This is a genomic window from Turicibacter faecis, from assembly GCF_037076425.1.
Classification (GTDB): Bacteria; Bacillota_I; Bacilli_A; order MOL361; family Turicibacteraceae; genus Turicibacter; species Turicibacter faecis.
Window position 1 is genome coordinate 2,250,001 of sequence record NZ_AP028127.1, and the last position, 16,297, is coordinate 2,266,297.

The following is a 16,297-nucleotide window of genomic DNA, read 5'->3' on the forward strand; positions in this document are numbered from 1 at the left end:
CATGTAGCGGTAACTTTTTCTCATTAATCATTTTAACATTGTACAGTGTTAACACCATCTTTTTCATATAGCCAAAGTAGTCGTGTTCCTCACTATAAGAAGCATAACCAATCATAATATCATTAGCCTTATCTTGATAAAACACTGCTTTATCCTCTTTATCCTTATTTCCATAAACATAAATTAAATCTGGCTTTCTATTATCACATTCCTTTAGATCTGCCAATTCAAATAAATTACACATCGTCACCCCTTGGGCCATGAAATCTCGATGGAAATAAACATACGCTAAAGCCGTTCCCACTTTAGCAGGATACACAAACCAATTATTAGGATCTAAATATAATCCATCTAGCGGATTTTCAAACACTTCCTCGAAAATTCCATCTCTTTTTGTCCGTTTAGGATAAGTAATAAATGGCGGAGTTAACACAATAGACTCGATAAAAGCCGGATATCGTAACCCCATATATTGAACCGGAATATCCCACTGAATCTCATTTAAAACTAATCCCGCATTGGCACCTACAATTAATTGACGATACACATTCTGATGATGCCCCATTAAGCGCTCTTCAATAATACGATAGACTTGTAAAACTAAATTAGTAAATGCATTATTAGCCTCGATAAATTTAATTTTTTGGATTCCTGTACCTTCAGTGCTATTATAAATGACACTATATCGTTCAAGTTGTCGCCAGTAATCATAAAGTTCCTCAATAAAATTAATTAGAGCATCCTTGTGTTGTAATAAAACAATAAATGATCGGTTCATTTTCATGATTTCATCTATTTCTAAAACTAATAATAATTTAAACAAGGAAATTAATTCGCTCGCAATCAAGCATTCTCCACAAACATATGAAAGTTGTTCATAAATTGGTGATTCCTTCTTCTTTAACTGTTTTAAAAATCTACTTAAAACACGCTCAAATCCCTGGCTATTTAATAATTCATCCGCTGTATTACAATAATGGGCGGAAAAATTAATTACAGCTGTGTTTCGTTCCAATTCAAATTGCGGTTTCATTAGTCAGTCCCCCTTTTTACTTTTTATAATCCTTTAAACTCTCTTTCAGATATGATACTAACAAGTCAATTTCTTTCGTTGTAATGTCGCTCAAAATTCCAACACGTAACATTTTTCCTGCATAACTCCCCATACCGCCTGCGACAGTAAAATTATGACGTTCATCAATTGACGATGTTAGACGTTTTCCATCTACCCCATCCGGAACAATAACAGGGATAAGGGCATTCCCTCTAATCGACTCATCTTCAATAAATAATTTAAACCCGAGCTCCTGTAATTTCTCCTCGGCATACCTTCTAAGCATTCTCTTCTCATCAACGACTGTTGTTACACCTTTGTCTAGCAAGTAACTTAACGATTCCTTTAAAGCAACGACAATCGAAATAGCTGGCGTAAAAGGCTGTTCGCACTTTTCATTAAAAGAATTAAAATATTTTTTATAATCCCAATAATATTTAGGTAAACTCGATTGTTCCATGGCATCCTTTGCCTTATCGCTTAAGGCGACAAAACTTAATCCCGGTGGAAGCAAGAATCCCTTTTGACTACTAGCAACTGCACAGTCGACTCCCCATTCATCCATGTGAAATTCATGAACAATCATCCCGCTAATGCAATCTGTAATTAATAGGCAGCCTCTATTTCGCGTTAAATTCCCTAACGGTTTCAAATTGTTCAAAACACCTGTCGAGGTTTCATGATATGTCACAAAAACTCCTTTAATTTCCGGGAATTTATCCAAAATATTTTCAACTTCGTCAATATTATAACTATTTCCCCACTCATAACACAATTCATGAACAGTTAACCCATAAACCTGGCAGATTTCAATAAATCTTTTCCCAAACCATCCCGTATTAATAACCAGTACGGAATCACCTTGTGAAAAAAGGTTAACAACGGTTGATTCCATTGACCCTGTTCCAGAAGATGTTAAAACTAAAACATCGTTCGCTGTACCGAACACAACTTTTAAATCTTCGTTGATTTCCTTTAGTAACTCGTGATAGTCTGCCATTCGATGATGAATTAAATCTCGTCCAAGAACCTCTCTAATAAAATCAGGAACATTCGTCGGTCCTGGTGTAAATAAAACTTTACTCATTCTCCTTCACCCTCTTTTCATTTATCACATAATCTTAGAAGCCTATTATCTCCAATCTTATAAACATTCATTAACTAATCTATGCAATTAAAGGGAGATAAAATGATATCTCCCTTCTATTTTAATTAACTATTTATCACTTTTTTTGCGATATCTGTACGGTAGAACAAATCTTTACAGTCTATTTTTTTTACTTCTTGATAGACTTTTTGACGTGCATCTTCAAGCGTATCGCCAGTTCCCACAACAAACAGAACACGTCCACCATTTAGAGAGATTTGATTGTCAATTAATTTCGTTCCCATATGACAAACATCTACATCGACTAATTCGTCTAATCCTTTAATTGGTGTTCCTTTTACGTAAGCACCTGGATATCCCTTAGCAGCCAAAACGATTCCGACAGTGGCTTTATCATTCCAATGACACTCAATATCTTTACCTTCTAATAAGGATAACATAATATCAGTTAAGTCTGTTTCAAGGCGTGGGAGTAACACCTCCGTCTCAGGATCACCGAATCTGGCATTAAATTCAATAACCTTAATCCCTTCCGCTGTCTTCATTAAACCAGCATATAAAATTCCTGTGAAAGGGATTCCCTCTTCAATCATCGCCTTTGTCATTGGTTCAATCACTTGGTTAATTGCATCTTCATAATCAGTGTCAAAAATTAATGGGTGAGGACTATGATTTCCCATTCCTCCCGTATTTAATCCCAAATCACCATCATGAGCACGTTTATAATCACGTGCGATAGGCATTGCCTTATAAATTTCATTTGAAACAAAAGCCATTAAAGAAAACTCTTCTCCGTCTAAAAACTCCTCAATAACAATTTTAGATGATGCATCATCAAATTTTCGATCAAGAAGCATTTCCTTGACAGTAGCTTCAGCTTCTTCCAACGTTTGACAAATCACGACTCCCTTTCCAGCCGCCAATCCGTCAGCTTTAATTACAATTGGCATCTTTTGTGTTCTTAGATAAGCCGTCGCCTCTTCTATATTAGTGAACTCTCCATAGGCCGCCGTCGGAATATCATACTTTTGCATCATATATTTTGCAAAGGCTTTACTACCTTCAATTAAAGCTGCCTCTTTAGTAGGACCAAAGATAGGTAGCCCTAATTGATTAAACTCATTAACAACCCCTGCCATTAGAGATACCTCAGGACCGACAATTGTTAAATCAATCTGATTTTCTTGAGCAAAAGCCGCCAATTCCGCAACATGAGTCTCCTCAATTGGAACAAGGGTTGCTTCACTCATTCCATCGTTTCCTGGGGCACAAAAAATTTGAGATGCCTTACGATCACGTACTAATTTTTTTACGATGGCATGCTCACGTCCACCGCGTCCAATAACTAAAACTTTCATAGCCTACTCCTCTTATCACTCATCCATTAATGTTTAAAATGACGAACCTTTGTAAATACCATGCATATTCCATGCTTGTTACATGCATCAATTGAATCTTGATCTTTAATTGATCCACCTGGTTGAATAATAGCTTTGATACCATATTTTGCAGCTAACTCCACCGTGTCAGACATCGGGAAGAAAGCATCTGATGCCAAATAAGCCCCTTGTGATAACTCTCCGGCTTGTTCTAACGCAATCTTAGCTGATCCTACACGGTTCATTTGTCCTGCACCAATTCCAATAGTCATATCCTCTTTTACTAAAGTAATTGCATTTGATTTTACATGCTTGCACACATTAAACCCAAACATTAATTGTTTTAAGTCCTCGCTTGTTGGTTGAACTTCAGTCACACACTCTAATTCTTCTTTGTTAACTTGAAGCGTATCAAGATCTTGAACAAGCACTCCACCTTTAACTGATGCTAATTTCATTCCATTTTCTAATCGTTTTGACATATCAGTAATTAAAAGACGAAGATTTTTCTTTTGTTTTAAAATCGCTAAGGCTTCCTCACTAAAGCTTGGTGCGATAACGATTTCTAAAAATAACTGATGTAATTTTTCAGCTACCTCTTTAGTCACCTCTTTGTTCAATGCAACAATTCCACCAAAAATAGATACTGGATCCGCTTGGTATGCTTTATCATATGCTTCTTCAATCGTTGAACCTAACCCAACACCACATGGATTCATATGCTTAACCGCAACGGCTGCTGGTCCTTCAAATTCTTGTAAAATTTCGAGTGCAGCATTTGCATCCGCAATGTTATTATAAGACAATTCCTTCCCATGTAATTGTTGACTATTAACCACACTATATGAAGGCTGTTGTAACGTTTGATAAAACGCCGCCTTTTGATGAGGGTTTTCCCCATAACGTAATCCCTGTTTTAAGTCATAAGTTAACGTTAATTTCTCTGGAAATTCGATTTCATTAATTTCATTAAAATAATTAGCAATCATCGCATCATATGCTGCTGTATGATTAAACACTTTTCCTGCTAACATTTGACGTGTTTTTAATGTTGTATTTTGATTCTCTTCAATTTCTGAAATAACTAAATCGTAATCTTTTGCATCGACAATAACTGTCACATCATTAAAGTTCTTAGCGGCAGAACGTAACATTGAAGGTCCACCAATATCGATATTTTCAATTTTATCCTCATGAGTTGAAGCCGTATTTTGAATAGTTTTAGCAAATGGATATAAGTTGACACACACAAGATCGATATACTTGATTTGATTTTCATCCACCTGTTGTTGATGAGAACGATCCCCACGTTTTGCCAATAAGCCTCCGTGAATCATTGGATGTAACGTTTTAACGCGCCCTTCTAATATTTCTGGAAATCCAGTCACCGCATCAACTGCAATAACTTCCACACCGGCTTCCTCTAAAGCCTTTTTAGTTCCACCTGTTGAAATAATCTCATACCCTAATTCTACTAATCTTTTTACAAAAGGTACTAAATTTGTTTTATCTGATACACTAACTAACGCTCGTTTCATTCCCTAAACGCCTCCTATAACTCTAAAAGTCTTTCAATAACTGGTGGATACAATTCATGTTCTAACTCATGAATACGATTTATTATTTCTTCCTTAGATTCTTGACCTGAACGTTTGAAACACGATTGATCAATAATTTTCCCTGTATCTATTCCTGCATCAACGTAGTGAACCGTGACACCCATAATCTTCACACCATAATTCAAGGCATCTGTAATTCCATCACGACCTGGAAAAGCAGGTAATAATGCTGGATGAATATTAATGATCTTACCTTCATAGGCATCTAAAAGTGTCTGACCAATAATACGCATATATCCCGCTAAAACGATTAAATTGGGCTCCACCTTAGATAACTCCTGACAAATTACCTTTTCAAAGTCTGCCTTTTTGGCATAATCCTTAGGATGGAAGACGAAAGTCGGGATACCAAGCAGTTTGGCACGCTCTACACAATAGGCTCCTTCTTTATCACAAACTAACAAGGCTACTTCACATTTTTTTAGATGTAATTTTTCAACAATAGTTTGAAAGTTGCTTCCACTCCCAGATGCAAAAACAACTATTTTCTTCATACTAATTGAACTCCTTCTCCCTCAATGACCTCTCCAATAATATAAGGTTCCTCATCACAGTTTTTCAAAATTTGCATTGTCTTTTCTGCATCCTGACGATCAACAATAATAACCATTCCAATCCCCATATTAAAGACATTGTACATTTCACGTTCTTCTAAGTTACCTAACTCTCTTAGGTAGTTAAAAACTGGAGGTATAGGATAAGAGTTCTTATTAATCTTCACACCACAACCTTTAGGTAAAGCACGTGGGATATTTTCATCAAATCCTCCACCTGTAATATGTGCCATACCATGGACACCGATTTCCTTAATAAGCGATAAAATAGGTTTTACATAAATCTTTGTAGGGGCTAAGACAGCTTCTTTCACTGTCATACCTAATGAATCTTCATAACGATTTAAGTCAATGTCATTATCTTTAAATAAAATCTTTCGAACAAGAGAATACCCATTTGAATGAATTCCACTCGATGGTAAACCAATTAGGACATCGCCTGCTTTCACCTTTTCACCGGTAATCAACTGGTCTTTTTCAACAACACCAACTGCAAATCCTGCTAAATCGTAATGATCTAAGTCATACATATCCGGCATTTCTGCTGTTTCACCACCAATTAATGCGGCACCAGCTTGTTGGCACCCATCAGCTACTCCCTTAACGATAGCTTCAATTTTTTCAGGCTCATTTTTGCCAACAGCGACGTAATCTAAAAAGTAAAGGGGTTGAGCTCCTTGCACAACGATATCATTTACACACATAGCTACGCAATCAATTCCAATTGTATCGTGAACATCAGCTTTAATAGCAACCATTAATTTAGTTCCTACTCCATCAGTCCCCGAAACTAATAACGGTTTTTTATAATTTAATTCTGATAAGTCAAACATTGCTCCAAAAGCACCAATTCCTGAGAAAACTCCTTGTCGATGCGTTTTTGCTACATGTTTTTTAATTCGATTTACACTTTCATAACCCGCTTCTAAGCTAACACCAGATAACTCGTATGCTTTACTCATTTCTCTTTCACCTCTTATTTAACTTCCTTATTGGCACTTTTTACATCTTCATATAAGTACGTCGGGTAGTCCCCGTTAAAGCAGGCCACGCATTGACCACAGTTCTTTCCAAGTTTAGAATCACGTCCAATACCCTTTGTTAAACCGTCAACTGAGACAAACGCTAATGAATCCGCCCCAATTAACTCACATATTTGATCCGTTGTATGTGTAGCCGCCACTAATTCATCATAAGTTGAAAAATCTACCCCGTAAAAACAAGGAAACTTTATCTCGGGTGAAGCAATTCTCACATGCACTTCTCGAGCACCGGCCTCACGTAACATATCAACCATTCGTCGTGAAGTCGTCCCACGAACGATTGAATCATCAATTAGAACGACTCGTTTATCTTTAACGATTGAATGAACAGCTGATAACTTCATTTTAACTCCCTGTTCTCGAAGAGACTGTGAAGGTTGAATAAAAGTACGTCCGATGTATTTATTTTTGACCATCCCAATTTCAAATGGAATCATCGATTCTTCTGCATACCCAATCGCCGCACTCAATCCCGAATCAGGCACACCAACAACAATATCTGCCTCAACAGGAGCTTCTTTAGCTAAAATACGTCCACAATTTTTTCGCGCCTGATGAACATTAATTCCCTCAATATCACTATCAGGACGAGCGAAGTAGACATATTCCATACTGCACATACTCTGCTCACCCTTCACCGCATAACTTTCTGAAGTCATCCCTTCTAAATCAATACGGATGACCTCACCCGGTTTAACATCACGAATATAAGTTGCTCCAATCACATCGAAAGCACAAGTTTCTGAGGCAACAACAAATCCATTTTCACCAATTTTCCCAAGCGATAAAGGGCGCAGCCCTAATTTATCCAAAGCAATATACATTTCGTTTTCCTTTAATAATAAGAAAGCAAAGGCACCCTCGATATAAAGCAATGATTCTTTTAGGGCACTTAACATATCGCCACGTTGTCTTTTTAACAAATGCGCTAAAATTTCCGAATCAGATGTTGTTTGAAAAATACTACCTTCATTCTCCAAATATCCTTTTAATTGATGGGCATTAACTAAATTACCATTATGACACAACCCAAGTCTCCCCGTTTGAGATTGGAATAAAAAAGGTTGCACATTCATGATACCTCCACCACCTGCTGTTGAATAACGAACATGACCGATGGCATGAATTCCTGCTAATCGATTAATATCTTGTTGTGTAAATATGTTATGAACTAGCCCTTCACCCTTATGTTGGTGAAGAGTTTGTCCATCACTTGTAACAATTCCGGCTCCCTCTTGCCCACGATGTTGGAGGGCATGTAACCCGTAATAAGTTAACTCTGCCGCATTTTCGTGATTAAATACACCGAACACGCCGCATTCTTCATTCATTTTATTTTCAAAAAATAAGTCTAATTCTGACATTCCACTCACCCTATCGACTGACACGATTTAAAATTTCAATATACGCTTCTTCTACATTCCCAAGATCTCGTCGGAAACGGTCTTTATCTAATTTTTCGTTTGTCTCTTTATCCCATAATCGGCATGTATCTGGAGAAATCTCATCTGCTAATACAATGGTTCCATCATTTTTACGACCAAATTCGATTTTAAAATCAATTAATCGAATCCCTTGCTTATCGAAAAACTCAATAAGTGCTTGATTAATTTCTAATGTCATTTTTTTAATTGTGGCTAATTCCTCGTATGTTGCCAATCCTAATGCCACAGCATGATCATCATTAATTAATGGGTCACCATACGTATCGTTTTTATAGCATAATTCATATACAACGTTACTTGGTACTGTCCCTTCTTCAATTCCTAAACGTTTTGCCATGCTTCCAGCAATAACATTACGAATAATCACCTCTAAAGGAATAATTTCTACTTGATGGCATAATTGATCACGTTCATTTATTTTTTCGATAAAATGTGTCTTAATTCCGCGTTTTTCTAACATTTCAAAAATGATGGTTGTAATAGCGTTATTTAAGATTCCCTTATTAGCAATACTCGATTTTTTTACTCCATTAAACGCTGTTGCGTCATCCTTATAATGAATAACTACCTTTGCTGCATCATCTGTTTTAAAAATTTGTTTCGCTTTTCCTTCATATAACATTACACGATTTTGACTCATTATAATCATCCTCCGTCTTCTCTATATACCTCTATATAATATAGAAAGGAATTTGAGGGGATTAGACTGATCAATCCCTCTCAATCCTTCACATAAACCGTAAACCAATAACTTCTATTTGAAATATTTAACTCCACTTTCAAAAATTAACTGATCATAATCCCCTGGGACATTTTTGAAAATTTGGTCTCCCATTCGCTCTGAGTGCCCCATTTTACCAAGGATTCGTCCATCTGGACTCGTAATCCCCTCGATAGCCATAATAGATCCATTTGGATTATAAATACCATCCATGGTCGCTTGATTATTTAAGTCAATATATTGCGTTGCAATTTGACCATTTTCAATTAATTGTTTAATCATTTTATCATTCGCTACAAACTTACCTTCACCATGAGAAATTGCCACATTATGAATAGCCCCTACCTCAGTTTGCGATAACCATGGCGATTTATTGGATGCGATTCTTGTACGAACAATTTTAGAAAGGTGGCGATTAATATCGTTCTTTACTAGCGTCGGTGAATCCTCTGTTACTTGATTAAATTTTCCATAAGGTAATAATCCAGATTTGATTAATGCTTGGAATCCATTACAAATTCCTAAGATTAATCCGTCACGCTCGAGTAATCCTTCAACACTTTCTCGAATTCGTTCATTCATTAAAACAGATGTAATAAATTTACCTGATCCATCTGGTTCATCTCCGGCACTGAATCCACCTGAAAGCATTAAAATTTGTGATTGATCAATATGTTTCACCATACGTTCAATGGAAGACTCAATATCTTGGTGATTTTGGTTACCAAAAACATCGATAATAGTTTGAGCTCCTGCCCTTTCAAAAGCTCGTGCTGTATCGTATTCGCAATTTGTTCCAGGGAACACAGGTAAAAATACTTGTGGAGTCGCTCCTAAAGGAGAGGTTTTAATATGTCTATTCGTGTAGTCAACTGTTTGAACCATTTTTTCCGATGATGAAGAGGCAATCGGATAGACGTGTTCAAATTTCCCTTGCCATGCTGCCAAACACTCATCAATCGTTAATACCTCTTGATTAACAATAATTAACGGATCTTTCGTCGTTTTCCCTAATAAATGAGCATGTTCAAATAATAGTGGGCGATCTGTTTCAACGATGATCGATCCAAAATCTATATTAAATAAATCATAACCTGTCTTAATGCTTGCCCCAATCTTATTACCAAACGACATTTTGGCAATCGCTTCAGCAATCCCCCCCTGTTTAATACTAAACGCAGATTTAATATGACCAAGCGTCACCATGTCGTAAATAAAATTATAATTTTCTTTTAATTGTTCAATGTTTGGCATTAAATCCTTCGTCGGATTATGCTTAATTAAATAAATGTAGTTATCTACCTCCTTAAATTCAGGAGATAAAACTTTAGACGCCTTTTCAGTTTGCACTGCAAATGAAATAAGTGTTGGTGGGACATGTAAATCACCAAATGATCCACTCATACTATCCTTTCCACCAATAGCCGGTAGATTAAATCCTTGTTGAACATAGATTGAACCTAATAGCGCGGCGAATGGTTGACCCCAATTTTCTGGATCTTGACCTAAGCGACGGAAATATTCCTGGAATGAAAAACGAATTCCTTGCCATTTTCCACCTAACGCTATAATACGTGCGATCGATTCAATTACTGCGTAAGCCGCCCCATGAAATGGTGACCAAGTTGTAATATCTGGATTATATCCATGTGTTAACATACTTACTGTATTTGTCACCCCATGACGAAGTGGAATTTTATGTACAGATCCCTCTGTTTCAGTTAATTGATACTTTCCTCCATAAGGCATTAAAACACTTGTTCCCCCAATTGTTGCATCAAACATTTCAACCATCCCTTGTAAAGATGCGACATTAGGTTGTCTTAAGTTATTTAAAAACTTTTCCTTAATGGTTTCTCCTTCAATTTTACTCGCAAATGGATCTTCTTCCTTTGGTGTGACAACTTTGACATCCATGTATTGACGTGCACCATTCGTATCTAAAAACTCACGTGATAAGTTGACGATCACCTTATCATTCCAATACATTACTAGTCGGTTTGTATCAGTAACCTTAGCAACCACTGTTGCCTCTAAATTTTCTTCAGTAGCAAATCCAATGAACGTGTCTAAATCCTTTGGATCAATTAAAACAGCCATACGTTCCTGAGATTCTGAAACGGCTAATTCTGTCCCGTTTAACCCTTCATATTTTACTGGAACTTTGTTTAAATCAATCTCAAGTCCATCTGCTAACTCACCAATGGCAACACAAACCCCACCTGCTCCAAAGTCATTACATTTTTTAATTAGACGTGTTACTTCTCCATTTCTAAATAAACGTTGAATTTTACGCTCGGTTGGCGCGTTCCCTTTTTGAACCTCAGACGAAGCCGTTTGAATAGATGTTTTAGTGTGAGCCTTTGATGATCCCGTTGCTCCACCAATACCATCGCGTCCTGTTCTTCCACCTAATAACACAATGATATCCCCTGCTTGTGGTTTTTCACGACGAACATCACTAGCCTTAACTGCACCAACTACAGCCCCTACTTCCATGTGTTTTGCCTTATACCCCTCATGGTAAATTTCACGTACAAAGGTTGTTGCTAAACCAATTTGATTTCCGTAAGAACTATTTCCATCAGCCGATCGTTTAGAGATGACTTGCTGTGGAAGTTTACCTTCCATCGTTTCTTCGATTGTTTCAAGAATATTTGCTCCACCACTGATACGCATCGCTTGATAAACGTATGAGCGTCCAGATAGTGGGTCACGGATAGCCCCACCAATACAAGTTGAAGCTCCACCAAATGGTTCAATTTCAGTAGGGTGATTATGCGTCTCATTTTTAAACATTAATAACCATGGTTCGATTACACCATCTACATCAACATCGATGAAAATACTACATGCATTGATTTCGTCTGAAACTTCTAAATCTTTTAATAACCCTAACCTTCCTTGCTCCTTCATTGAAATAGTCGCCATATCCATTAAAGTCATCGGCTTGCGATTATGATGTACACGTTGACGCATCTCACAATACTCGTTGTAAGTTGACTCTAAAATTTCATGAAAACGTCCACTTTCAAACGTTACGTTTTGAAGAACCGTTTCAAAGGTCGTATGACGACAATGGTCAGACCAATAAGTATCAAGCACCTTTAATTCAGTTTCTGTCGGATTTCGGTGTTCTTTTCGACAAAAATACGCTTGAATTAACTTGATATCATCTAAAGTCATCGCCATATTATGTTCGTGTAAAAATTGATCTAATTGCTCATCATTATAATCGATAAAACCTAGATGAATTTGTACATCTTCAATCTCAACTGACTCATCTAATTTCAAAGGAGAATCCATATCCTTTTCACGCATTTCAATCGGATTAATATAGTAATGTTTAATTTTTTCTAAATCCTCGTTAGAAGTATCTTCATCTAGAAGAATTACTTTACCACTTTTAACACGAACTTCGTCATTTCCTGTTAAAAGTTGAATACACTGCATAGCAGAGTCGGCACGTTGATCATATTGTCCCGGTAAAAATTCAACAGCAAAGTAAACCTTATTTTCTAGATCTAATGTCTCGCTAACCACATCCGTTACTTTTTCAGACAAAACATTTTGTTTCGTCACTTCTAATTGTTGATCATTAATATTAAACACGTCGTACACATTAACAATACGAACATTTTTTAATGCAAGGTGCAAGTTCTCGTTCAACTCATGCGCTAAGCTCATAGCTTCCGTTGCGTAACTCTCTTTCTTTTCTACATAAACGCGATACTGACTCATTTCTCATCCTCATCCTTTACTTGGGAAAATTATTTAAAAATTGATTAACCTGTTCTAATACTGTTGCTTCACACGGATTAACAAACGTGAGGTGCCCCATTTTACGATTTCTTTTTGCTTCTGCTTTTCCATAAAGATGAAGTTTAGCCTCTGAAAACTCGGGCTTTTTCCACATCTCTAACGCATAATCTACATGTTGGCCTAGAAGATTTAACATCGTCGCAGATTTAATTAATTGTGGTTTGATCAAAGGCAATCCACAAATGGCACGAATATGTTGTTCAAATTGAGAAACATTACACGCATCAATCGTATAATGACCTGAATTATGAGGGCGTGGAGCTAACTCATTAATAATAAGCTCATCTCCTACAACAAACATCTCAATCGCAAGTGTTCCCACAAAGTCTAATTTCTCAATTAATGTTTTTCCAATTTCCTCTGCTTGTAATTGTTGACGTTTATCTATTCGGGCAGGCACAACACTTAAGTGCAAAATATGATTGTGATGAATATTTTCAACAATCGGAAAAACCTCAACTTGTTTGTTCGTTCCCCGCGTCACAATAACTGAAATTTCTTTTGTAAATGGAACAAAACCTTCTAAAATACAAGGTTGAGTCGCTACAACGGATTGGACATTTTCTAAATCTAAATCAGACTTTAATGTCCATTGGCCTTTTCCATCATAACCTCCACTTACTGTTTTAAGAATACATGGGTAACCAATATTTAACACTGCCTGCTTTAATTCATCGACTCCTTCTACTTTTTCATAAGGGGCCGTTTGAAACCCACACTTATTAATTGCTTTTTTTTCGATATACCTTTGTTGGGTCAACATTAAAGGACGCTCTCCCTGAGGTAAATACCCTCTAGCTTCTACCCTTTTAATTTGACTTCCATCAATATTTTCAAACTCATACGTGACAACATCACTTAAATTTAATAACTCTATTAAAGCCTCTTCACAATCATAAGGGGCATTGATTTCATAATCAGCGATTTGAGCGAGGGGGCCATTTTTTGAAGGCTCCAACACCGCTATTTTATATCCCATTTGTTTTGCCGATATTGCCATCATTCGTCCAAGTTGCCCGCCACCAATAATCCCAATAGTAGCACCGGGTAAAATCACTCTACTCACCTAGATCACTTTCCTTTAACACAGATTCCGTCATTTCTTCACGATATTCATCTAGCTTTTTTGTAATCGTAGCGTTACTTGTACTCAAAATAGAAGCTGCAAGCAATCCCGCATTTTTCGCACCTGCTTTACCGATTGCAACAGTGGCAACTGGAATTCCTCCAGGCATTTGAACGATTGAAAGAAGCGAATCTATCCCATTTAACGTTCTAGACTGAACAGGAACACCGATAACAGGAAGTGTCGTTTTAGCTGCAACCATTCCAGGTAAGTGAGCAGCTCCTCCTGCTCCAGCAATAATCACCTTAATCCCTCTTTCTCGCGCAAGTTCAGCATATTCGAACATTTTATCTGGCGTACGATGAGCGGATACAACGTGTGCCTCATATGAAATTTGCAATTCGTCCAATACTTTCATCGACTCTTGCATCGTTTCTAAATCGGATTTACTACCCATGATAATTCCAACTAATGGTTTACTTGAAATTTCATAAATTCTCTCCATAAGTTTTTTCCTCCAAACTAGATCAAAACTCTATCCTTATATTTATTAAGTTAGAAGGAGGGAACCGTTAGCCCCGTTCCTTCCTATTTTAACCTCAAAATATATCGAGCGGATGCTTATTACTCTCTAGAATAATCCGACACATTCTCCCTCTGGCGTCACATCCATTTTAAGTGCAGCTGGTTGTTTTGGTAAGCCTGGCATCGTTAATACATTTCCTGTTAAACATACAATAAACCCTGCACCTGCCGAAATGCGAATTTCACGAATCGTAATATCAAAGTTTGTTGGACGTCCTAATACCTTTGGATCATCGCTTAACGAAACTGGTGTTTTAGCCATGCATACTAGGAAATCTTCATAACCTAACTCTTTAATTTTTTGAAGTTGATTTTTAGCTTCATCTGTATAAACAACTCCACGAGCTCCGTAAATGTTTTTTGCAATAGTTAAAATTTTGTCCTCTAACTTTGCCTCACGCTCATATAAAACTTTAAATGTTTGGTCATTATTCTCAACTAATTCAATAACACGATTAGCTAACTCCTTAGCACCTGCTCCACCATTTAACCAAACGTTAGCAATCTCGCATGGGTGGTTATTTTCCTCACACCATTTTTTTAGGAATTCTAATTCTGCTTCTGTATCGTGAGTAAACTGATTCACGGCAACCACATACGGTAAGTTGAATTTTTGAATAGAGTCGATATGTTTCGCTAAATTTTCAATTCCTTTTGCTAATGCCTCAACATTTTCTTCTTTTAAATTGTCGTATTCTACCCCACCATGCATTTTTAACGCACGAACTGTCGCAACAATAACAACACAATCAGGTGTTAATTTACCTTCACGACATTTAATATCTAAGAACTTTTCAGCACCTAAGTCAGCACCAAAACCAGCTTCAGTTACAACATATTCCCCTAATTTTAACGCCGTTTTAGTCGCAATAATTGAGTTACATCCGTGGGCAATGTTTGCAAATGGACCTCCATGAACAATTGCAGGTGTATTTTCACACGTTTGAACTAAATTTGGCTTTAAAGCATCCTTTAATAACATCGTAATCGCACCTTGGATTTTTAAATCCTTCACAAATACCGGTTGATCATTTTTTGTATACGCAACAATAATGTTACCAATTCTTTCTTTTAAATCCTCTAAACTAGTTGCCAAACATAAAACAGCCATAATTTCAGAAGCAACAGTAATATTAAATCCATCTTTACGTTCAATTCCATTAACATGTGACCCTTGTCCAATTGTAATTTCACGTAACGTACGATCATTTAAATCTAGGCAACGTTTAAACACAATTTTGGTTGGATCAATCTCACATTCATTTCCTTGATAAATATGATTATCTAACAAAGCACAGATGGCATTATTAGCACTTGTAATAGCGTGAATATCACCAGTAAAATGCAAATTCAAATCTTCCATCGGTAACACTTGAGAGTAACCCCCACCAGCTGCTCCACCTTTTAGTCCCATAACCGGTCCTAATGATGGTTCACGTAAAGCAATCACAGACTGTTTGCCAACATGATAGAAACCTTGTCCTAATCCAACTGTCATCGTTGTTTTTCCTTCACCAGCTTTCGTTGGACTAATCGCTGTCACTAAGACCAACTTTCCATCTTTACGTTGATTATTCATGACACTTAAATCAATTTTAGCTTTATATTTACCGTAGCACTCAATATCATCTAAGATATTTAGTTCCTCCGCAATTGTTGTAATCGGTTTTAATTCAATCTCTTTAGCAATTTGTAAGTCGTTTTTCATTTTAAATACACTCCTTTTCACATCATAAGAAACTGCCCTACCCATTTAGAATAAACAATATCGGTCAAAACATAAACAAAAGGCACCTCTAGCTAAGAACTAAAGGTGCCTAAAACATTACATAAGTTTTAAAAATTCTCCCCTGGATAAAAAGCATTAACTCTACTTCATCCTGTATTAACGAATTTTCATT

Annotated in this window: 12 protein-coding genes (1 of these 12 cut by a window edge); all 12 read right to left on the reverse strand. The window is 36.7% G+C overall.

The features are described from left to right. Positions 1-1,033, reverse strand: partial view of a phosphoenolpyruvate carboxykinase gene (locus AACH31_RS10955; protein ID WP_161832473.1) — the 5' portion only. The gene continues 692 nt to the left of window position 1, outside the view; only the first 1,033 of its 1,725 coding nucleotides appear in the window; its start codon is at positions 1,031-1,033; its stop codon lies off the left edge, out of view. A 16-nt stretch (positions 1,034-1,049) separates the two neighbouring features. Next, the gene (locus AACH31_RS10960) at positions 1,050-2,141 is read right to left on the reverse strand and encodes a pyridoxal-phosphate-dependent aminotransferase family protein (protein ID WP_338617625.1); all 1,092 of its coding nucleotides are present in this window, start codon (positions 2,139-2,141) and stop codon (positions 1,050-1,052) included. A gap of 125 nt (positions 2,142-2,266) precedes the next feature. After that, positions 2,267-3,520 (reverse strand): phosphoribosylamine--glycine ligase, encoded by a 1,254-nt coding sequence (purD, locus tag AACH31_RS10965; protein WP_161832471.1) that lies wholly within the window; start codon positions 3,518-3,520, stop codon positions 2,267-2,269. Between the two features lie 26 nt (positions 3,521-3,546). After that, entirely contained in the window at positions 3,547-5,079 is a 1,533-nt protein-coding gene (gene purH, locus AACH31_RS10970; protein WP_161832470.1) for a bifunctional phosphoribosylaminoimidazolecarboxamide formyltransferase/IMP cyclohydrolase, read from the reverse strand. Between the two features lie 14 nt (positions 5,080-5,093). Next, a complete protein-coding gene (purN, locus tag AACH31_RS10975) occupies positions 5,094-5,654 on the reverse strand; it encodes a phosphoribosylglycinamide formyltransferase (protein WP_338617627.1) in 561 nt (186 codons plus the stop codon). After that, on the reverse strand, positions 5,651-6,676 hold the full coding sequence (purM, locus tag AACH31_RS10980) for a phosphoribosylformylglycinamidine cyclo-ligase (RefSeq protein ID WP_338617628.1): 1,026 nt from the start codon (positions 6,674-6,676) through the stop codon (positions 5,651-5,653). The genes purN and purM overlap by 4 nt, the downstream gene beginning before the upstream one ends. A gap of 14 nt (positions 6,677-6,690) precedes the next feature. Beyond that, on the reverse strand, positions 6,691-8,121 hold the full coding sequence (gene purF / locus AACH31_RS10985; RefSeq protein ID WP_338506625.1) for an amidophosphoribosyltransferase: 1,431 nt from the start codon (positions 8,119-8,121) through the stop codon (positions 6,691-6,693). Between the two features lie 10 nt (positions 8,122-8,131). Beyond that, on the reverse strand, positions 8,132-8,842 hold the full coding sequence (gene purC / locus AACH31_RS10990; RefSeq protein ID WP_161832466.1) for a phosphoribosylaminoimidazolesuccinocarboxamide synthase: 711 nt from the start codon (positions 8,840-8,842) through the stop codon (positions 8,132-8,134). 114 nt (positions 8,843-8,956) lie between these two features. After that, a complete protein-coding gene (locus AACH31_RS10995; RefSeq protein WP_338617631.1) occupies positions 8,957-12,664 on the reverse strand; it encodes a phosphoribosylformylglycinamidine synthase in 3,708 nt (1,235 codons plus the stop codon). 16 nt (positions 12,665-12,680) lie between these two features. After that, complete coding sequence (gene purK, locus AACH31_RS11000) at positions 12,681-13,811, reverse strand: 5-(carboxyamino)imidazole ribonucleotide synthase (protein ID WP_161832464.1); 1,131 nt, start codon at positions 13,809-13,811, stop codon at positions 12,681-12,683. Beyond that, entirely contained in the window at positions 13,804-14,316 is a 513-nt protein-coding gene (gene purE / locus AACH31_RS11005; protein ID WP_161832463.1) for a 5-(carboxyamino)imidazole ribonucleotide mutase, read from the reverse strand. The genes purK and purE overlap by 8 nt, the downstream gene beginning before the upstream one ends. A gap of 126 nt (positions 14,317-14,442) precedes the next feature. Next, complete coding sequence (locus AACH31_RS11010) at positions 14,443-16,104, reverse strand: formate--tetrahydrofolate ligase (RefSeq protein WP_161832462.1); 1,662 nt, start codon at positions 16,102-16,104, stop codon at positions 14,443-14,445. Positions 16,105-16,297 lie beyond the last annotated feature (193 nt).

What these genes read in the sequence shown, in the direction of transcription:
- purE (WP_161832463.1), bottom strand. Translation starts at nt 14,316, where the DNA reads ATGGAGAGAATTTATGAAATTTCAAGTAAACCATTAGTTGGAATTATC.
- purM (WP_338617628.1), bottom strand. Translation starts at nt 6,676, where the DNA reads ATGAGTAAAGCATACGAGTTATCTGGTGTTAGCTTAGAAGCGGGTTAT.
- purN (WP_338617627.1), bottom strand. Translation starts at nt 5,654, where the DNA reads ATGAAGAAAATAGTTGTTTTTGCATCTGGGAGTGGAAGCAACTTTCAA.
- purC (WP_161832466.1), bottom strand. Translation starts at nt 8,842, where the DNA reads ATGAGTCAAAATCGTGTAATGTTATATGAAGGAAAAGCGAAACAAATT.
- AACH31_RS11010 (WP_161832462.1), bottom strand. Translation starts at nt 16,104, where the DNA reads ATGAAAAACGACTTACAAATTGCTAAAGAGATTGAATTAAAACCGATT.
- AACH31_RS10995 (WP_338617631.1), bottom strand. Translation starts at nt 12,664, where the DNA reads ATGAGTCAGTATCGCGTTTATGTAGAAAAGAAAGAGAGTTACGCAACG.
- purH (WP_161832470.1), bottom strand. Translation starts at nt 5,079, where the DNA reads ATGAAACGAGCGTTAGTTAGTGTATCAGATAAAACAAATTTAGTACCT.
- AACH31_RS10960 (WP_338617625.1), bottom strand. Translation starts at nt 2,141, where the DNA reads ATGAGTAAAGTTTTATTTACACCAGGACCGACGAATGTTCCTGATTTT.
- purD (WP_161832471.1), bottom strand. Translation starts at nt 3,520, where the DNA reads ATGAAAGTTTTAGTTATTGGACGCGGTGGACGTGAGCATGCCATCGTA.
- purF (WP_338506625.1), bottom strand. Translation starts at nt 8,121, where the DNA reads ATGTCAGAATTAGACTTATTTTTTGAAAATAAAATGAATGAAGAATGC.